At 68.3% G+C, this 17,099-nt stretch carries 18 protein-coding genes; 2 read left to right on the top strand and 16 right to left on the bottom strand.

Translation table 11 applies throughout. The features are described from left to right. Positions 1–47: 47 nt before the first annotated feature. Positions 48–665: a histidine phosphatase family protein gene (locus ACWCPQ_RS30905; protein WP_449905496.1), complete on the bottom strand. Its 618-nt coding sequence runs from the start codon at positions 663–665 to the stop codon at positions 48–50. A 170-nt stretch (positions 666–835) separates the two neighbouring features. Continuing rightward, positions 836–2,170, bottom strand: coding sequence for a glutamate-1-semialdehyde 2,1-aminomutase (hemL, locus tag ACWCPQ_RS30900; RefSeq protein WP_449905451.1), 1,335 nt, complete (start codon positions 2,168–2,170; stop codon positions 836–838). Positions 2,171–2,340: 170 nt separating this feature from the next. On the opposite strand from hemL, the gene ACWCPQ_RS30895 reads away from it, so the two are divergent. Further along, a complete protein-coding gene (locus ACWCPQ_RS30895; protein WP_449905449.1) occupies positions 2,341–2,736 on the top strand; it encodes a hypothetical protein in 396 nt (131 codons plus the stop codon). A 6-nt stretch (positions 2,737–2,742) separates the two neighbouring features. Here ACWCPQ_RS30895 and ACWCPQ_RS30890 read toward each other — a convergent pair whose 3' ends face one another. The 9 genes from ACWCPQ_RS30890 to ACWCPQ_RS30850 form a co-directional block, all read right to left on the bottom strand. Continuing rightward, on the bottom strand, positions 2,743–2,991 hold the full coding sequence (locus tag ACWCPQ_RS30890) for a hypothetical protein (protein ID WP_449905447.1): 249 nt from the start codon (positions 2,989–2,991) through the stop codon (positions 2,743–2,745). Between the two features lie 66 nt (positions 2,992–3,057). Continuing rightward, positions 3,058–3,570 (bottom strand): hypothetical protein, encoded by a 513-nt coding sequence (locus ACWCPQ_RS30885; RefSeq protein ID WP_449905445.1) that lies wholly within the window; start codon positions 3,568–3,570, stop codon positions 3,058–3,060. A gap of 350 nt (positions 3,571–3,920) precedes the next feature. Next, complete coding sequence (locus ACWCPQ_RS30880; protein WP_449905443.1) at positions 3,921–4,424, bottom strand: hypothetical protein; 504 nt, start codon at positions 4,422–4,424, stop codon at positions 3,921–3,923. Continuing rightward, the gene (gene hemB / locus ACWCPQ_RS30875) at positions 4,421–5,398 is read right to left on the bottom strand and encodes a porphobilinogen synthase (protein WP_449905441.1); all 978 of its coding nucleotides are present in this window, start codon (positions 5,396–5,398) and stop codon (positions 4,421–4,423) included. The genes ACWCPQ_RS30880 and hemB overlap by 4 nt, the downstream gene beginning before the upstream one ends. A 217-nt stretch (positions 5,399–5,615) precedes the next feature. Continuing rightward, on the bottom strand, positions 5,616–7,178 hold the full coding sequence (locus ACWCPQ_RS30870) for a uroporphyrinogen-III synthase (protein WP_449905439.1): 1,563 nt from the start codon (positions 7,176–7,178) through the stop codon (positions 5,616–5,618). Next, complete coding sequence (gene hemC / locus ACWCPQ_RS30865; protein ID WP_449905437.1) at positions 7,175–8,287, bottom strand: hydroxymethylbilane synthase; 1,113 nt, start codon at positions 8,285–8,287, stop codon at positions 7,175–7,177. Before hemC ends, ACWCPQ_RS30870 begins: the two co-directional genes overlap by 4 nt. After that, positions 8,284–9,711: a glutamyl-tRNA reductase gene (locus ACWCPQ_RS30860; RefSeq protein ID WP_449905435.1), complete on the bottom strand. Its 1,428-nt coding sequence runs from the start codon at positions 9,709–9,711 to the stop codon at positions 8,284–8,286. The genes hemC and ACWCPQ_RS30860 overlap by 4 nt, the downstream gene beginning before the upstream one ends. After that, a complete protein-coding gene (locus ACWCPQ_RS30855; RefSeq protein ID WP_449905434.1) occupies positions 9,708–10,682 on the bottom strand; it encodes a redox-sensing transcriptional repressor Rex in 975 nt (324 codons plus the stop codon). Before ACWCPQ_RS30855 ends, ACWCPQ_RS30860 begins: the two co-directional genes overlap by 4 nt. A gap of 250 nt (positions 10,683–10,932) precedes the next feature. Further along, positions 10,933–11,196, bottom strand: coding sequence for a glutaredoxin family protein (locus ACWCPQ_RS30850; protein ID WP_449905433.1), 264 nt, complete (start codon positions 11,194–11,196; stop codon positions 10,933–10,935). Positions 11,197–11,370: 174 nt separating this feature from the next. Between ACWCPQ_RS30850 and ACWCPQ_RS30845 the strand changes: the two genes are divergently transcribed. Next, positions 11,371–12,396 (top strand): HAD family hydrolase, encoded by a 1,026-nt coding sequence (locus ACWCPQ_RS30845; RefSeq protein ID WP_449905432.1) that lies wholly within the window; start codon positions 11,371–11,373, stop codon positions 12,394–12,396. 328 nt (positions 12,397–12,724) lie between these two features. On the opposite strand, the gene ACWCPQ_RS30840 is transcribed toward ACWCPQ_RS30845, so the two are convergent. The 5 genes from ACWCPQ_RS30840 to proC form a co-directional block, all read right to left on the bottom strand. Continuing rightward, positions 12,725–13,738, bottom strand: a complete 1,014-nt coding sequence (locus ACWCPQ_RS30840; protein ID WP_449905430.1) for a lysophospholipid acyltransferase family protein — start codon at positions 13,736–13,738, stop codon at positions 12,725–12,727. Next, positions 13,735–14,808 (bottom strand): NAD-dependent epimerase/dehydratase family protein, encoded by a 1,074-nt coding sequence (locus tag ACWCPQ_RS30835; protein WP_449905428.1) that lies wholly within the window; start codon positions 14,806–14,808, stop codon positions 13,735–13,737. Before ACWCPQ_RS30835 ends, ACWCPQ_RS30840 begins: the two co-directional genes overlap by 4 nt. Positions 14,809–15,108: 300 nt before the next feature. Further along, positions 15,109–15,210, bottom strand: coding sequence for a 30S ribosomal protein bS22 (locus tag ACWCPQ_RS30830; RefSeq protein ID WP_003402602.1), 102 nt, complete (start codon positions 15,208–15,210; stop codon positions 15,109–15,111). Positions 15,211–15,414: 204 nt separating this feature from the next. Beyond that, positions 15,415–15,663, bottom strand: coding sequence for a helix-turn-helix domain-containing protein (locus ACWCPQ_RS30825; RefSeq protein ID WP_030525584.1), 249 nt, complete (start codon positions 15,661–15,663; stop codon positions 15,415–15,417). Between the two features lie 145 nt (positions 15,664–15,808). Continuing rightward, complete coding sequence (gene proC, locus ACWCPQ_RS30820; RefSeq protein WP_449905426.1) at positions 15,809–16,627, bottom strand: pyrroline-5-carboxylate reductase; 819 nt, start codon at positions 16,625–16,627, stop codon at positions 15,809–15,811. Between the last annotated feature and the right edge of the window lie 472 nt (positions 16,628–17,099).

Below are 17,099 nucleotides of genomic sequence, written 5' to 3'. Positions count from 1 at the left end.
GCGCCCTGCGTGGTCACGCTGCGCTACCGCCTCCGGCCGCTGACCGTTCATGCGCCGTGCACCGTCGGGTCCGAACCGCCCGCGGGCTCGGAGTAGACGATATCGACGAGCGTGTCGCCCCGGTACACCAGCGAGGTGAGCGAGGCCAGACCGCACTGCCGAGCGCGCGGATCGTGCCACAGCCGCTGCCCCTGCAGGAACCGGCGCAGGGTCCACACCGGAAGTTGATGGGAGACCAGCACGACCTCACGGCCGGCCGACTCCACCCGGGCCTTGTTCACCGCGGCCAGCATACGGTGCGCGATCTGCAGATACGGCTCGCCCCAGGACGGAGTGAAGGGATCGCGCAACTTCCACCAGTGCCGAGGTTTGCGCAGCGCACCGTCACCGACCGATACGCGCAGGCCCTCGAAGGTGTTACCGGCTTCGATGAGGTTCTCGTCCGTGCGCACGGTCAGCCCGTGCTCACCCGCGATGGGTTCGGCGGTTTCCTGCGCACGCTGCAACGGCGAGGCGATGACCAGGGCGATATCGTGATCGGCCAGGGATCGCGCCACCGCGCCGGCCTGGGCGCGCCCGGCGACCGACAGCCCGAATCCGGGCAGTCTGCCGTACAGGATGCCGCGCGGATTGTGCACCTCACCGTGCCGCAGGACGTGGACGATGGTTTCGACCGCTTCGGAATCGGCCGAACCTGTCGACGGCGCGTTCGAGGCGACCTGACCGGAAGCCGGGAAGTCGGCGCCGGTTTCCGGCGGCGTCACCGGCGCTACCGGGGACGAGGCGGTGCCCCGGTCGTCCGGGGTGGTGGATACGCGCTCCGGATCGGGCTTGCTCACGCGCGATTTCCTTCGGGTGTGGCGCTCGCGGCCGCTTCGGCGGCGGCGGGCAGGGCTGCGGCGATTCGGTCGAACGCGGCGTCGTCGAGCGCGGCCGAAACGAACCAGGCCTCGAACGCGCTGGGCGGCGCGTACACCCCGCCGTCGAGCAGCGCGTGGAAGAAGGCCGGATAACGCCAGGTCGCGCTCGCCTTGGCGGCGGCGTAGTCGAGTACCGGTTCATCGGCGAAGAACACGCTCACCATATTGCCCGCGAACTGCACCCGGTGCGGGACCCCCGCGCCGGTGAGGGCTTCGGTCAGCAGAATCCCGAGCCGTTCGCTGTTGCGATCCAACGCGGCGTACACGGCGTCGTCCGCGGCGCGCAGTGTGGCGAGCCCGGCCGCCACGGCAACCGGATTCCCGGACAGAGTGCCGGCCTGATACACCGGACCCAGCGGGGACAGCCGGTCCATCACATCGGCCCGCCCCCCGAACGCGGCCGCGGGCAACCCACCGCTCATCACTTTCCCGAAGGTGTAGAGGTCGGCGGCGACCGGATCGAGCCCGTACCAACCCGACGCGCTCACCCGGAAGCCGGTCATCACTTCGTCCATGATGAGCAGCGCGCCGTGATCGGCGGTGAGCCGGCGCAGCCCGGCATTGAAATCGGGCAGCGGGGCGATCGCGCCCATATTGCCGGCGGCGGCCTCGGTGATCACCGCGGCGATCTCGCCCGGGTTCGCTTCGAAAGCGGCGCGCACCGCGTCCGGATCGTTGTAGGGCACCACGATGGTGTCGGCCGCCTGCGCGCCGGTGACGCCCGGAGAGGTCGGCAATCCGAACGTGGCCACCCCGGAGCCGGCATCGGCCAGCAAGGCGTCGACATGGCCGTGATAACAACCGGCGAATTTGATGATCTTGGTGCGGCCCGTGTAGCCACGCGCCAACCGGACCGCGCTCATGGTCGCCTCGGTGCCGGAATTCACCAGTCGAACCTTCTGCACCGGAGCGACCCGCTCGACGATGAGCTCGGCCAGTTCCACCTCGCCCGGTGTCGGCGCCCCGAAAGACAGTCCCGACCCGGCGACCTCACGGACCGCAGCCACCACCGCCGGATGGGCGTGCCCGAGGATCATCGGCCCCCATGAGCACACCAGATCGACGTAATCGTGACCGTCGGCGTCGGTGAGCAGGCAGCCGCGGGCGGATGTGATGAACCTCGGCGTGCCGCCCACCGAACCGAAGGCTCGCACCGGGGAATTGACCCCACCGGGAACAACCGCTTCGGCTCGCTGGAAAAGCTGACTGGAGGCCGGCACTGCCGTACCGGCCACGCGCAGAGAACTCACGGCCTCCAGTTTGGCAGCCCGCTGCGGCGGCGTCGACGACAGGGTGCGCATACGTGACACACACCGCCGAGACGACACTTACCGAGCCAAATACAACCGGGTCACGGCGCGAGTGCGTAGTCTGCAGTCTGCATCTGATCAACAGCGGATAACCGGCCAGGGAGGTCGTTTTGCGTATTGCCTCGAGTACTGCGGCTCTTTCTCTGGTCTCGGTCGCCTTCGGAATCCTGGCAACCGGACTGGGCGCGGGGACGGCGGCGGCCGTCGAACCGGTCGTAGACCCCGACAACGCCCGCGCCGGAGTCCGGCTGAGCCAGCCCGAAACCGCGGCGCTGGCCGCGGGGCCGGTTCCGGCGCTGGTCGACCACGTGATCCCGCCCTCACAGATCGGCGCCGGCCTCGACAGCGATACCCGCCTGTACCGCGACGAGAACGGCGGTGTCCACGCCTCGCTGCGCCAGGTGATCCTGGAATCGGCGAACAACGGTGGGTCGGTCCTGGTGTTCTTCCACGTTCCCGGAGCCGACCACGGCCGGGTGTTCGATATCTACCAGCAGTGGCGCTGACGGGCGTCAGGAACGCCGGGGTGCGCGGACGATCCGCGCCACACCGTCGATGACCGCCGCTCCGGCACCCGCCACCAGCAGCATCGCCAGGAACAACCAGGGCCCCACGTAGCGGGTGGCCGTATAGGCCGGGACCTCACCGGTCGCCGGAAAATCGGTGTTCTGCACCCCGAGATGCCAGCAGAGCGCGGCCAGCGCGAGCGCGAGGACCGCTGCCGCGATATCCGCGGCCGGTAGGGCGAGCGAACGGTTCACAGGTCTCCTCGGAACGGCGGCGACTCGGATGTGATCACCCGATGTTGCCCGCGCGGGACCCGATAATCAATCGTCGCGACCGGTGTCCGGCCCGGAATCATCCCCGGTCCGAGGCGCGGCGACCACCTGGTTCAGCGCCGACCGCAACGCACGATGATCCTTGGCCCAGGTACGTACCAGTTCGCCGTCGGTGCGGCGCAGTCCGATCGCGGTACGCCGCCGCGGGACCCCGGTCAGTTCGCCGAGCGCCCGGCCGTCTTCCCAGGGTTCGTCGGCGTCCACCGGCAGTACCGCGGCAATGGATCGGACCGGGGTCGTCTCGGCGCCGTTGCGCAGGAAACCGTCCGTGAGCTCGACACTGACATGGGTACGCGCCGCGTAAACCTGCAGAACCGCGAATCCGCTGATCAAGACCGCACAGAACAGCAGAGCGAACCAGTGCGGGGTAGCTCCGGCGGCGATCTCGGCGGCCAGCAGCAGCACACAGATCAGCGGGCCGTAGGCGACTGCCCGCCAGCGCGCCCCGGGTTCGGCGAAGAGAAGCTCCGCGGCCTCGGTGGTTTCCGCGCGATCAGGCATGGGAGAACCGGCCGGAAGCGAGGGCCACCCGTATCAGCCGATAACGCCGGGGATCAGCAGAACCGCGACGGTGAGAACCCCGAACAGGATCAGAAGTGTCAGTACGAGCATGTCCCGCCGAATACCGTGTGGCTGCTGGATCACCACTCGCATCGTCGCCTCCGATCCCCGGACGGTGTGGTCTCCGTCCTATCGGCCGGGTACCCGAGGCCGCCGGTTGGCATGTCCTCTGTGACAGCCCTCACCATACATGGCGGAATACCGGGAACAAACTCCACGTTCGTTATCTGAATGCGCCACTGATCAGGCGTCGGTATCAACGCCCTGGTCAGGAAGCCTGGTTCGGGGTATTACCGGTTTCCGGGGGCACCGGGGCCCCGTGGCGGCAAGAACCATTTCGCCGCCTCCGGCCGCTGGCAGAGGAAGATCGCGCCACCGGCCAGCACCGCCTGCACGATGGACGCGGCCCCCGACAGCAGCGGTCCCACGCCTTCCACCGCGGTGATGGAGAACAGCGCGACGAACCCGGTGATCACCAGCCAGACCCCGACGAAGGTCAGCAGGGTCCGCGCCCACAGCTTTCCGCGGCCGAGTTGGTGCACCACCAGGACCCCGAGCGCGGCCACCGCCAATCCGAAGATCACCCCGAGGACCGCACCCACCGTCACCAGCAGGTCGACCATCGCCGGGGTGATCTGCGGATCGGCCGATTGCATCCGCTCCCGGAATTCGGCGCTGAACCGCTCACGATTGCCGAGCGTATCGGCCAGGGATACGCACAACCGGCCCACACCGAGACCGATTACGCCCCACCACAGTTGCCGCGCGGTGCTGATATCCACCGGCGGGGTCATGACAGCCAGAGCGCCGCCTCCGTCGCCCAATAGGTCAGCACGATATCCGCGCCCGCGCGCCGGATCCCGGTCAGCGATTCCAGTACCGCACCGCGACGATCGATCCAGCCGCGTTCGGCGGCCGCCGTGATCATCGAATACTCTCCCGAGATCTGATAGGCCGCAACAGGAACCGGGGAACGGTCGGCCACCTCGCGCAGGATATCGAGATAGGACATCGCCGGTTTCACCATGACGATATCGGCGCCCTGTTCCAGATCCAGTTCCAGTTCCCGGATCGATTCCCGGCGATTGGCCGCGTCCTGCTGATAGGTGCGGCGATCGCCCTGCAACGAGGAGGCCACCGCCTCCCGGAACGGCCCGTAGAACGCCGAGGCGTATTTCGCCGCGTAGGCGAGGATCGCGGTATCGGTGCGGCCGGCCGCGTCCAGCGCCTCTCGGATGGCACCCACCTGGCCATCCATCATCCCGCTCGTGCCGAGCAGATCGGCGCCCGCCTCGGCCTGCGCGAGCGCCATTTCCACGTACCGCTCCAGCGTGGCGTCGTTGTCCACCCCGCCCGAACCGTCCAGCACGCCGCAGTGGCCGTGGTCGGTGAACTCGTCCAGACAGGTATCGGCCATCACCACGGTGGCGTCGCCCACCTCGGCCGCCAACGCCCGCAACCCGCGGTTCAGGATTCCCGCCGGGTCGATCGCCCCGCTGCCCACCGGATCCTTGTCCTCGGGCTTCGGGACCCCGAACAACATCAACCCGCCCACACCGGCGGCGACGGCCTCGGCGGCGGCCTTGCGCAGCGAATCCAGCGAATGCTGGTACACCCCGGGCATCGAACCGATCTCCCTCGGTTCGGACAGCCCGTCCGCCACGAACATCGGCAACACCAGATGCCGGGGCTCCAGACTGGTCTCGGCCACCAGCCGCCGCAACTCCGGCGTACGCCGGAGTCGCCGCGGACGCTCGATACCGCTCATGGTGTGGAGTCTAGGCGGGCCGGTCAGCGAGGGGATGATGCCCCCGCTCGCGAAGGGAAGAGGCGTCTCAGGAAAGCGGAGCCGACTCGCGAAGGTGAGCCCACCTTCGAGTTCCGCGAGACCTCGGCCGCCCGGCCGGCACTGCCGACTCACAACGGGCACCGATTCTGTTACCGGTATCGCCGGCCACGGCGATACCGGCGACATGTCACCGCGATCAGCGGCTGCGGCGGCTCTTCTTTCGCGGCGGCGGCAGCAGACCCTCGGCCCGGAGCCGGGCGGCGTGCTCGGCGAGGGCTTCCACCAGCGGGCCCACCTGGGCGACTTCCGGTTGCACGTCTACCCGCAGACCGAACTCCACCGCGGTCTCGGCCGTCTTCGGGCCGATACAGGCCACGATGGTGCGGGCGTGCGGCTTTCCGGCGATACCGACCAGATTGCGGACCGTGGAGCTCGAGGTGAACAGCACCGCGTCGAATCCACCGGTTTTGATCATCTCGCGGGTTTCCGCGGGCGGCGGGGAGGCACGAACCGTCCGATAGGCCGTGACATCGTCGATTTCCCAGCCGCGTTCGCGCAGCCCCTCGGCAAGGGTCTCGGTGGCGATATCGGCGCGCGGCAACAGCACCCGGTTCACCGGATCGAAGACGTCGTCGTAGGGCGGGAAATCGGCCAGCAGACCGAGCGAGGACTGTTCCCCGCTGGGCAGGAGTTCCGGATTGATACCGAAGGCCCGGACCCGCTCCGCCGTGGCCTCACCCACACAAGCGATCTTCACACCGGAGAACGCGCGCGCGTCGAGGCCGAACTCGGCGAACTTCTCCCAGACGGCACGAACCGCATTGGTGGAGGTGAAGACCACCCATTGGTAGCGGCCGTCGACGAGCCCCTTGACCGCGCGTTCCATCTGCGCGGGACTACGCGGCGGTTCCACCGCGATGGTCGGCACTTCCTTGGGGATGGCGCCGTGGGTGACCAGCCGTTCACTCATCTCGCCGGCCTGGTCCTTGGTCCGCGGCACCAGCACGGTCCAGCCGTAGAGCGCCCGGGACTCCCACCACGACATCTTCGACCGCTGCGCGACCGCCTTGCCGATGGTGACCACCAGCGGACCCACCAGTTCGGAGGCGGCACTGTTCAACGTGGCCAGGGTGGCTTCGATGGTGCGCTGCTGCCGGGTGGTGCCGCGCACCGTCACCGCGACCGGGGTCTGCGGCGCCATACCGTGTTCCACCAGGGCACTGGCGGTTTCGGCCAGATGCCCCGAGGTGGCGTGCAGCACCAGCGGCCCGGGCGCGGCCGCGAGAGCGGGCCAGTCCACCTCGCCGCGCACATCGGCTTCGGTATGACCGGAGCCCAGCGCGATACCGGCGTAGCTGGGTACCGCCGATCCGGACGGCAGCCCGGGCAGCACCTCGAAAACGATGTGCGACCGGGTGACCGCGGTGACCTCGGCGATCACCGCGTCGGTGGTGAGCGGATCGCCGGAGACCACCCGCACCACATCGTGGCCGGCCTTGGCCTCGGTGATCAGGGTCTTGGCGACCTCGGCGGGATCGCCGAGGGCGGGCCGGACATCCACCGGACGCTCACCGTCCGGTTCGGGTTCGACCTCGGTGCCGATCAGCGCGAGCACCCCGGCGTCGACGTCGGGATCGGTGAACGCGAGGGTGGCCCGGCACAGCACTTCGCGCGATCGGGTGGTCAGCAATGCCGGGTCCCCCGGGCCCGATCCGACGAACAGGATCCGCCCCGGATGCTTCTTGCTGGCTCGACTCATCGGTTGTTCTCCATTGGACTGGGTTCGGTGAAGTCCGTGGCGGTGCTCGTTCCCGCGGTAGCGGTGCTCGTTCCCACCGGGGTGGTTCTGTTCCCGGCTCTCGCGAGATCCGGTTCCGCGATGCCGGATTCGGCTGCGAGTAGCTCGTGCGCACCCAGCTCCAGGAGTTCGCGGGCCAGGGCGCGGCCGAGTTCGGCGGCCTCGGCCGGTGCACCCACCGTCGAGGCCCGTATCACATCGGAACCGTCGAGCGCGGCGGCGCAGCCACGCAGCGACAGTTCCTCGACGATGCGTCCGTCGTCGTCCAAGGACTCGACGAGTTCGGCGATCGCTCCGACGGGCGCGGTGCAGCCCGCCTCGAGTTCGGCGAGCAACGCTCGTTCCGCGACGACGGCCGTTCTGGTGGCCGGGTCGTCGAGAACAGCGAGCAGCTCGATCAAATCTGTGTCGTCGGCGCGGCATTCGACGGCCAGCGCCCCCTGGGCGGGTGCGGGCAGAATCTGCACCGGCTCCAGCGCCTCGGTGACGGCATCCAACCGGCCGATCCGGGCCAGTCCGGCACGGGCGACCACGACAGCGTCGAGTTTGCCCTCGGCGACCTGGCGCAGCCGGGTGTCGAGATTGCCACGCAGCGGCCGGATCTCCAGCCCCAGGCCCAGTGCGCGCACCTGCGCTATCCGGCGCGGCGCGGAGGTGCCGACCACCGCGCCCGGCGGTAGTTCGCCGAGCACCAGGCCGTCACGCGCGACAAGGGCGTCCCGCGGGTCCTGACGCGGCGGCACCGCGGCGAGCGCGAAACGGTCGTCGGGGGCAGTGGGTAGGTCTTTGAAGGAGTGCACCGCGATATCGATGTTCGCGGCGGCGAGTTCGGAACGCAGCGCGCTGGTGAAAACGCCCACGCCGATCTCCTCGACCGGATCACCGGACAGATCCCCCGGCGTTTCCACGATGACCAGTTCGGCCGGCTGTCCGGTCGCGATCAGCGCGTCGCGCACATCCCCGGCCTGGGTCCGGGCGAGCAGACTGCCCCGGGTACCGATACGCCACGGCCGCCGCCCGGCGGCCGTGGAGTCCCCGGTGACCGCGGCAGAGCCCTGCAGGATTGTCATGTCGACTGCTCCTGTTCGTCTTCGTGGCTACCGGGTGTGAAATCGTCGGCCAGCGCGATATCGCCGTCCAGGCCCATCCAGCCGGCACCGTTGTGATCGGCCCGGCTGATCTCCATCGGCGCGGCGACCGCCTGGGCCGATCCGGGTTTCAGTTCGAACAGTTCGCGCAGCGCCTCGGCGTAGCTGTCCCCGCCCGGTGTGCTGGCCAGCTGTTTGACCCGCACCGTCGGTGCATGCAGCAATTTGTCCACGACGCGCCGGACCGTGCGCGCGACCTCGTCGCGTTCGGGGTCGGCCAGTCGCGGCAGCCGCGAATCCAGCCGCAGCAGTTCGGCCTCCACGACTTCGGCGGCCCGCTGCCGCAGCGCGGCGACGGTCGGGGTGACCTCCGCCATCCGCTGTCCGGCGAGGTACTTGGCCAGCTCCTCGGCCACGATGGCGCGGGCGGCGGCGGTATCACCGGCCGCGGCGCCGGCGGCCGGGTCGTGCTGGAGAGTTTCGATATCGATCACGGTGACACCGGGGAGTCCGGCGACCGCATGGTCCACGTCACGGGGTAGGCCGAGATCGCAGAACACCATCGGCCGGCCGGTTCCGCGATCGGGATCCGACAGTGCGTTGTGCGCGTCGGCCAGGGTGACCACCGATCCCACCGCACCGGTGCAGGTGACCACCACGTCGGCGACCGCGAGAGCCTCGGAGAGCCGGGACAGTTCGAAGGCCTGTCCCGCCACCCCGTGGGATTCCGCTGTCGCGGCGAGCCGTTCGGCGCGTTCGATGGTGCGGTTGACCACCAGGATCCGCCCGATACCGGCGCGGGCCAGATGCGCGACCGACAGGCCGCCCATCGCGCCGGCACCGATCACCGCGGCCGTCCGGCCGGTCAGCGGCCCGAGAACCGTGGTCGCCCGATCCAGGGCCACCGACACCACCGAGGCACCGGCCCGGTCGATCCCGGTTTCCGAATGCACCCGCTTACCGACGCGCAGCGCCTGCTGGGAGAGTTCGTGCAGGGTCCGGCCGACGGCCTGCTGGGCATCGGCGGTGGTGTAGGCGCTGCGGATCTGGCTGAGCACCTGCTGTTCGCCGACGACCATCGAATCCAGGCCGCTGGCCACCGCGAACAGATGTTCGGCGGCGGCCTCGCTGTAGCGGACGTAGGCGTGCCGGGTCAGTTCCGGCATCGGCAACCCCGAATGCGCCGTCAGCAGTTCACCGACATCGGCGAGGCCACCGTGGAAGGCGTCGACCACGGCGTAGATCTCCACCCGATTGCAGGTCGAGACGATCATCGCTTCGGAGATATGGCTCGAGGCCAGCATGCGGTCGATCAGCTTGGGGCGGTCGGTATCGGTGATCGCCACCTTCTCCAGCATCGCAACAGGCGCGCTGCGATGTGAGATGCCGACGAGAAGAACGCTCATGGTGTGACCACCGATCCCTTGCTGGTTGGCTCCGTTGCCGTATGCGAGGTCGTCTGGGCGGCCTGCGCCGCACAGTGGGAAAGCCCGGCGGTACCCGGCGTCGGATGCGCGGGCATCCGGCGGGCGATCCGGCCGGAGCCGTTCAGCGGGTGGGCGGACGGCACGGCACTACTGTTTGCAACGCCACCCGCAGCGGGATCGTTCGCCGGTTCGGTGGCGTTGTCCGCCACATTTGCGGTGTTCGTACCGTCGGTCGCGGTGGTGGACGCGGACTCGTCGGGATCGGCATTGCGGACCCGCTCGAACGAGAGCATCTGCATTTCCACCGCGAGATCCACTCGCCGCAGCTCGACACCCTGCGGTGCGGTCAGCGGGCACAACGCGAAGCTCAGGATCGACTGCACCCCGGCGGCGACCAGTTCGTCGCATACCCGCTGGGCGGCGTCGTCGGGCACCGCGATCACCGCGATGGTCGGGCGCAGCACCGCGATATCGCCGGTGAGCCCGGCCGCGTCGCGCACCCGCAGGCCCTCGACATCACGGCCGATCACCTCGGGGTCGTTGTCGAAGACCCCGACCACCGTGAAACCGCGCCGCCGGAATCCGCGATAGCCGACGAGCGCCCGGCCGAGATTGCCGGCACCGACCAGGACCACGCGGTGCCCACCGGACAGTCCGAGCACGTCTTCGATCCGTGCCCGTAGCCGGGCCACGTCGTAGCCCACACCGCGAACTCCGTTCGGGCCCAGGAAAGACAGGTCCTTGCGGAGTTTGGCCGAATTGACACCCGCCGCGACAGCCAGTTCCTCACTGGATACGATGGCCACACCGTCATCGGTCAGCAGGGCGAGCACCCGGAGATAGGTGGCCAGCCGCGCCACCGTAGCCTGGGGAATACCCTTCTGCAGTGTGCGGGTGGTGACGTTGGGAGCATCGCCGGAGACGTCGCGCGTCTCATGGTGCTCTGTCACGTCCTCGGCTCCTCGTCCGGGCCGAAGAGGCCCGGGTGCTCGGCGACCTCCGTTGCGGTCCATGCGCCGATGACGGGGTCGGATATCGGGTTGATTCACCTGCTACCGGCGGCCGGATACTCGCCCCGGCCTGCGGTTCGCGTGCCACCACCGTAACTGCTTGTGAACCCATGCACAAAGTCGGTGAAATTCGACTCATTTTGTGTCGCGACCTCACCTTGTACGATCCCCTGCCGGAATTCGGACAATGTCAGCGAATCAGATCGGCCCGCAGTCGTGTCTCGTCGACATCGAAATAGCTGTGCTCACGGCCGTCGAGCAGCACTACCGGCAGCCGGTCACCGTATTCGGCGCGCAGGCCGGGATCGGTGGCGGCGACCGCGTCCACATCCACACTGCCCACCTCGATACCGAATTCCGCGCAGATCCCGCGCAACTGTTCCAGCGCCCGTTCACACATCCCGCAGCCGGCGCGGGTCAGCAAGGTCACTTCATGGGTAGTGGGAGTGCTCATGAGCACTATTCAACCGCTCCCCGATACGACGGTGCGGCCGCGGCCGGTCTCGCGCCTTCCTACCGCCGGGCGTACCTCCGCATTCGCGGCGGCCCGGCGCGGGGCTGTCGATGGGCTCCGCCCGGCGGTACCCATTAGTGTGGACGTGATTCGCGCGAACAGGCGGAGGTACTGGTGCCGGAACGATCGAAGGTGGGGAAATCCGGGTTCATCGCGGGCCGGTTCGGGGAACTTCCGGTCCGATGGAATCTGGGCCCGCTCGGGCAGGGTCTGTCCGAGCAGCTCGCGCGTATCTCGCGCAGCCCGTTCGGACCCAGCGAGGAGGAGGTCCGCGCCAATGTCGCCGGTGAGGCGAGCGCGGACGCCGCCCTCGCCCTGCAGGACGCCGAGCGTGCCGCCACCGGCGTCCCGCCGCAGGAGATCCCCCGGGACCTCACGGCGGCAGCCTTCTTCGATGTCGACAACACCATGGTGCAGGGCGCCTCGATCGTGCATTTCGCCCGAGGCCTGGCCGCGCGCAAATACTTTCGCAGCGCCGACCTGATCGATATCGCGTGGAAGCAGGTGAAGTTCCGGATCACCGGCAAAGAGAGCAGCACCGATATGGCCACCGGCAAGGAAAAAGCTCTCGAATTCATCGCCGGCCGGTCCACCGCCGAACTCGCCGCACTCGGTGAGGAGATCTACGACGAGATCATCGCCGACAAGATCTGGCCCGGCACCCGCGCCCTGGCACAGATGCATCTCGATGCCGGACAGCAGGTCTGGCTGGTCACCGCGACCCCGGTCGAACTCGCGCAGGTGATCGCCAAGCGGCTCGGTTTGACCGGCGCCCTCGGCACCGTCGCCGAAAGTGTCGACGGGAAGTTCACCGGCCGTCTGGTCGGCGATATCCTGCACGGTCTCGGCAAAGCGCACGCGGTCCGCGCCCTGGCCATCCGCGAGGGTCTGAACCTCAAACGCTGTACCGCCTACTCCGACAGCCACAACGACGTCCCCATGCTGTCGCTCACCGGCACCGCGATCGCGATCAACCCGGATTCCGACCTACGCGAGGTCGCCAAATCCCGCGGCTGGGAGATCCGCGATTTCCGCACCGGCCGCAAAGCGGCCAAGATCGGCGTCCCCACCGCACTGGCTCTGGGCGCCGCCGGCGGCGCGGTGGCCGCCGCCGTCACCCGCCGCAAGAGCACCCGGTAACCCCGGCGACCACTGCGACCGCAGCGACCACTGCACATCTGAATCTCGGTGGCCGCCGCACACCTTCGTCGACGGTCGGCCCCTCCCCGATCGCCCGCCCCGGCTCCGGAGCGACAGAGCCAAGCGCGACGCCCGGCCTCATACGCCCCGCAGTCGGCCGGCCACAGACCGCGGCGCCCTCCCCACCCGGGCATCGAAGTAACCCGTTGCTCGGCCCACTTCCGTCCACCCCGGATGGTTCACCCTTGTGGTCGGGGCCCGCCCCGGTTCTGGAGCGACGGAGCGGGGGACCCCGACAGCCCCGCCGAGACGGGGCAATAGCCACATCTCACCCCATGAAGGCGTTGCGGCGTTTGATCAGCAGCTTGTAGAGGGTCTGCTGGATCGTTTCGCGGACCTGGTCGGTGACCTCGAACATGAGCATCGGGTCGTCGGCGTCCTCGGCCTGGTATCCGGTGGTTTCGATCGGGGTGCCGAATTCGATGTACCACTTCGAGGGCAGCGGTACCGCGCCCAGTGGACCCAGGTGCGGGAACGTAGGGGTCACCGGGAAGTAGGGCAGACCGAGGAGCCGGGCCAACGGCTTGATATCGGCGAGCTTCGGGTAGATCTCCTCCGAGCCCACGATCGAGCAGGGGATGATCGGCACCCCCGCACGTACGGCCGCGGCCACGAATCCGCCGCGCCCGAAGCGCTGCAGTTTGTACCGGTCGGCGTACTTCTTGCCGACCCCTTTGAAGCCTTCCGGGAAGACCCCGGTGAGCTCGCCTGCGCTGAGGAGCCGTTCGGCGTCCGGGCGGCAGGCCAGCGTATGGCCCGCCTTGCGGGCGAGAGTGCCCAGCATCGGCATCTCGAAGACCAGGTCGGCGGCCAGCAGACGCAGCGCGCGCTGTTTGGCGTGATGATCGTGCACCGCGAGTTGCAGCATGAGCCCGTCGATCGGGATCGTGCCGGCGTGATTGGCCACGATGAGGGCGCCGCCCACCTCGGGTACGTTCTCCATCCCGGTGGTCTGCACCCGGAACCAGTTGTCGGCGAGCGGGCGCAGGGCCGGTAGCAGGACCGATTCGAGCAGGTGCTCGTCGAACCCGAATTCGTCGACCTGATAGTCGCCGGTGAGGCGGCGCCGGGCGAATTCGGCGGTGCGGCCGATCTGCTTGCCGAGGGCGTCGCGCATCAGTTCGGACACCGAGCGCGGCGCGGCGGGTGTGGGCGGGGTGAGACGGTCGGTCAGCGAGGTCACCGACCGGTCGGCAGGACCGGTCCAGGTACGTGCCGTGGTCCGTGGCCGCGGCACGGTGGCGAGGTCCTGCAATCTGATGACTTTGGCGACGTCGTTCATTGATGTGCTCCCGTACCGGCCCCGATGAGGCCGAGCAGTTTGTTTTCTGCGGCGTCGATCCACGCTGGATCGACTACGGGCCGCGACACTGCGCCCCCGGTGAAGTCGTCGAACGCCTGTACCGTCGTCCAGCGCGGTTCGAACCCGAGTTCGCCGCGCATACGCGTCGTATCCAGACCACAACCGAACAAAAAATAATCGAGCTGCTCTGAACTGAAATCACGCATCACCGGACCCATGAGGGTCCTGCCGACGGTGCGGAACACCGACCAGGGTACCGGCATTGCGACCCGACCGGAACGGCGAACTGCCTGCGAAAGTGAGAGGGCGCCGTCACCGGCCACATTGAAGGTGCCGCCCGGGCCGGACCGGACAGCGTGTACCAGGGCCGCGACCGCGTCCTCCTCGTGCAGGAACTGCATCCGCGCATCCCGGCCGAGCACGGTCGGAGTGATCGGAGAGCGCATCAGCTGCCCGGCCCGGAGCCCCAGGCCGGGACCCACCATCGGCGCGAGGCGCAGGGTGAGCACGGTGATATCCGGGCGGCGCCGAGCCAGACCGCGGGCGAAGCCCTCGATCTCGATCATGTCCCGGGCGAACCATCCGCCCGGGTGCCGGCGTGCGCTCATTTCCTCCGTGAACTTCGCGGGATCCTTGGCACTCCCGCCGTATACCCCGGAACTCGAACGTGACACCACCCGGCGCACGGTCGGTGACTTCTGGCAGACGGCGAACAGCTGCATCGCGCCGAGAACGTTCATATCTTTCATCGCGGCCCGGCCGCCGCCCGAGGGCGGTTGCGACAACACCGCGGTGTGCACCACGGTATCGACTTCATAACGCTCGATGACCTTGCGGATCAACGGATTCCGGATATCGGCGCGTACGAATTCGGCGCGGCCCATCCGGCGGCGTAGCGGCGGCGCGGGGGTGAGTACGTCGACCGCGACGACCCGCTCGATATCGGGATCGGAAACCAGTCGGCATACGGTATTGCCGCCGAAGTAGCGGCTGGCGCCGGTCACCAGCACGACTTTGGGCTTGTAGCTGTCGTTCGCTTCAGTTTCCACCTGCACCGAACCGTTCCACCTCGCGCATCGAGCCCCCACTCAAGTAGTTCCGAGCCGATGGCGGCGCCGCGGGACCGGGGTTCTCGTGACCCCGGTTCGTCACTCCGCCACTCAGTCGCTGCGTTCCCTCGCTCTGCCGCCCCAGAACCGGAGCGCCCCGACTACCCACCAGCCTAACGACAGAAGCGGCGGGTTCCGGCTTCTTAACGGGGACCTAACCCCGATTTCAGTTGCTGGAAACGCGGCGAAACCCGCCACCGAATGGTAGCGGGTTTCGCCGATGACGAAGCGCGGTTGTGCTTACTTGCCGAGTTTGCGCCGCTGCACGCGGGTACGACGAAGCAGCTTGCGATGCTTCTTCTTCGACATGCGCTTGCGGCGCTTCTTGATCACAGAACCCATAGGGTGTCCTCGCGTTCTCTCCTCGGCGCGTCTCGCGCTCGCTTTACGTCAACTGTCCGGTCGAATGCCCGGTTGCTCGCGGCTGAACCTCAGCCCTGGAGGCGGCGGCTGCACACGCCCGGCGAAAGGCCGGGTTGCGCGCCGCCGATCCAACACAGCGAGGGTTGATGTTACCGGCCCGCTACCGCGGACCGGTAACCGCCTTCACCCGGCATCGAAATAGGACGTCTCCAGATAATCGTGCACGGCCTTGGCGTGCACACGGAAAGATCTCCCGACGCGGACCGCCGGTAGCTCTCCCGAGTGCACCAGCCGGTACACCGTCATCTTGGAAACTCTCATCAAATTCGCCACCTCGGCGACGGTGAGAAATTGCGTACCACCACCGAGTATCGATTGTCCTGGCGACGAACCACCGCCGCTGTTAGCGGACATCTTGTTAGAAGACATCATCGCACCACTGACCTCCGGCACGTCCGCGCCACCGGCTTCCCCACCGGCGGAACAGACACGCACGTGCTCCTTGAAGCTTAGCGGGACCAGTGGGATTACTGCGACGGGAGTGAGAAATCAGGTTCATACGCTGGGGGTCAGGAAGTCATTCTGTGGTCGCGCCCTGTTCGGCAGAGCGCTGTTTGGCCGCGTGTAGCGCCTCCAGAAAGGCCGAACGCAAACCCGCGCGCTCGAGTTCGCGTACCGCCGCCGCGGTGGTACCCGCCGGCGAGGTCACCGCGGCTCGCAGATCGACCGCACTCTGCCCCGACTCCGCGAGCATGGCCGCGGAACCCAGCATGGTCTGAGTCACCAGTTGCGCGGCGATATCGCGGGTCAGGCCCAACCCGACACCCGCCTCCACCATCGCCTCGACGACCAGGAAGAAATAAGCGGGCCCGGATCCGGAGACCGCGGTCACCGCATCCATCTGCGATTCGGCGACCACACACACCTGGCCCACCGAACTCAGCAACTCGGTCACCAGCTCCAACTGCTCGGCCTTGGCGTAACGACCCGCCGCCAGCACGCTCATGCCGGCGCCGACCAGCATCGGAGTGTTCGGCATGACCCGGACCACGGGGAACCCCGCGGGCAGCTTGCCCTCCAACCGCGCGGTCGGCACCCCGGCCGCCAGCGAAACCAGGATCTGATCGCGATCACCACCCAGATCGGCTTTGCCCAGTTCGGTGAGCACAGCGTCGACATCGGCCGGTTTCACCGCGACCACCAGCAGATCGGCCCCCACCGCGGCGTCGTCGACCGCGTCGGTCACCCGGACCCCGAACCGATCCGCCAGCAGCTCGGCGCGGTCGGCGTGCGTTTCGACCACCACCAAGTCCTTGACGGCCCGTCCGGCCTCCAGCAGGCCGGCAATGAGGGCCTCTCCGATCCGGCCGCCACCGATCACCGCAATTCGTGTCATGAACGCCATTGTTCTTGGCACGCCTCCGGCGGTGGGGTCCGGGGGGCTTGTTGTTTCCACGCGGGATGCCGACCCGAGGCCACGAGCTGGTATCGCCCCGATCCGTGGACTTCCCGGGTTCGGTCCGGGCCGGCGCCGGCTGCTGTTCACCTGGGTGTCGTCCGAGGATCGTCGGCTTTCGGGGGGTCGGGGGATCTACGACAACCACCACCGAAACCCGCCACGACCGACAACACCCCGTCGGGGCGCGCGCTCGCGGAGGTCGGGAAGGTGGGCCTGCTCGTGAAGGTGAGAGGAGTGGGGCTGCTTCTGAAGGTGAGAAGGTGGGGTTGCTCGCAAGGTGAGGAGGCGGGATTACTCGCCAAGGTGCTGTGTTTTCGGCGCGCTGGCGCGCGCGGGGTTGAGGCCCCCGGAGTCTCGCCGTTCAGGCCTCGGGACTCGCGCCTTCGGCGCATGCGCTTCGAGGCCTGAA

The organism is Nocardia sp. NPDC001965, from assembly GCF_053594175.1.
Note: the sequence above shows the minus strand (reverse complement) of the source record. Positions and strands in the feature narration are given on the sequence as shown.

Coding starts and splice junctions, on each gene's coding strand:
- ACWCPQ_RS30885 (WP_449905445.1), bottom strand. CDS start 3,570: ATGCCTGATCGCGCGGAAACCACCGAGGCCGCGGAGCTTCTCTTCGCC.
- ACWCPQ_RS30880 (WP_449905443.1), bottom strand. CDS start 4,424: ATGACCCCGCCGGTGGATATCAGCACCGCGCGGCAACTGTGGTGGGGC.
- hemB (WP_449905441.1), bottom strand. CDS start 5,398: ATGAGCGGTATCGAGCGTCCGCGGCGACTCCGGCGTACGCCGGAGTTG.
- ACWCPQ_RS30870 (WP_449905439.1), bottom strand. CDS start 7,178: ATGAGTCGAGCCAGCAAGAAGCATCCGGGGCGGATCCTGTTCGTCGGA.
- hemC (WP_449905437.1), bottom strand. CDS start 8,287: ATGACAATCCTGCAGGGCTCTGCCGCGGTCACCGGGGACTCCACGGCC.
- ACWCPQ_RS30860 (WP_449905435.1), bottom strand. CDS start 9,711: ATGAGCGTTCTTCTCGTCGGCATCTCACATCGCAGCGCGCCTGTTGCG.
- ACWCPQ_RS30850 (WP_449905433.1), bottom strand. CDS start 11,196: ATGAGCACTCCCACTACCCATGAAGTGACCTTGCTGACCCGCGCCGGC.
- ACWCPQ_RS30840 (WP_449905430.1), bottom strand. CDS start 13,738: ATGAACGACGTCGCCAAAGTCATCAGATTGCAGGACCTCGCCACCGTG.
- ACWCPQ_RS30830 (WP_003402602.1), bottom strand. CDS start 15,210: ATGGGTTCTGTGATCAAGAAGCGCCGCAAGCGCATGTCGAAGAAGAAG.
- ACWCPQ_RS30825 (WP_030525584.1), bottom strand. CDS start 15,663: ATGATGTCTTCTAACAAGATGTCCGCTAACAGCGGCGGTGGTTCGTCG.
- proC (WP_449905426.1), bottom strand. CDS start 16,627: ATGACACGAATTGCGGTGATCGGTGGCGGCCGGATCGGAGAGGCCCTC.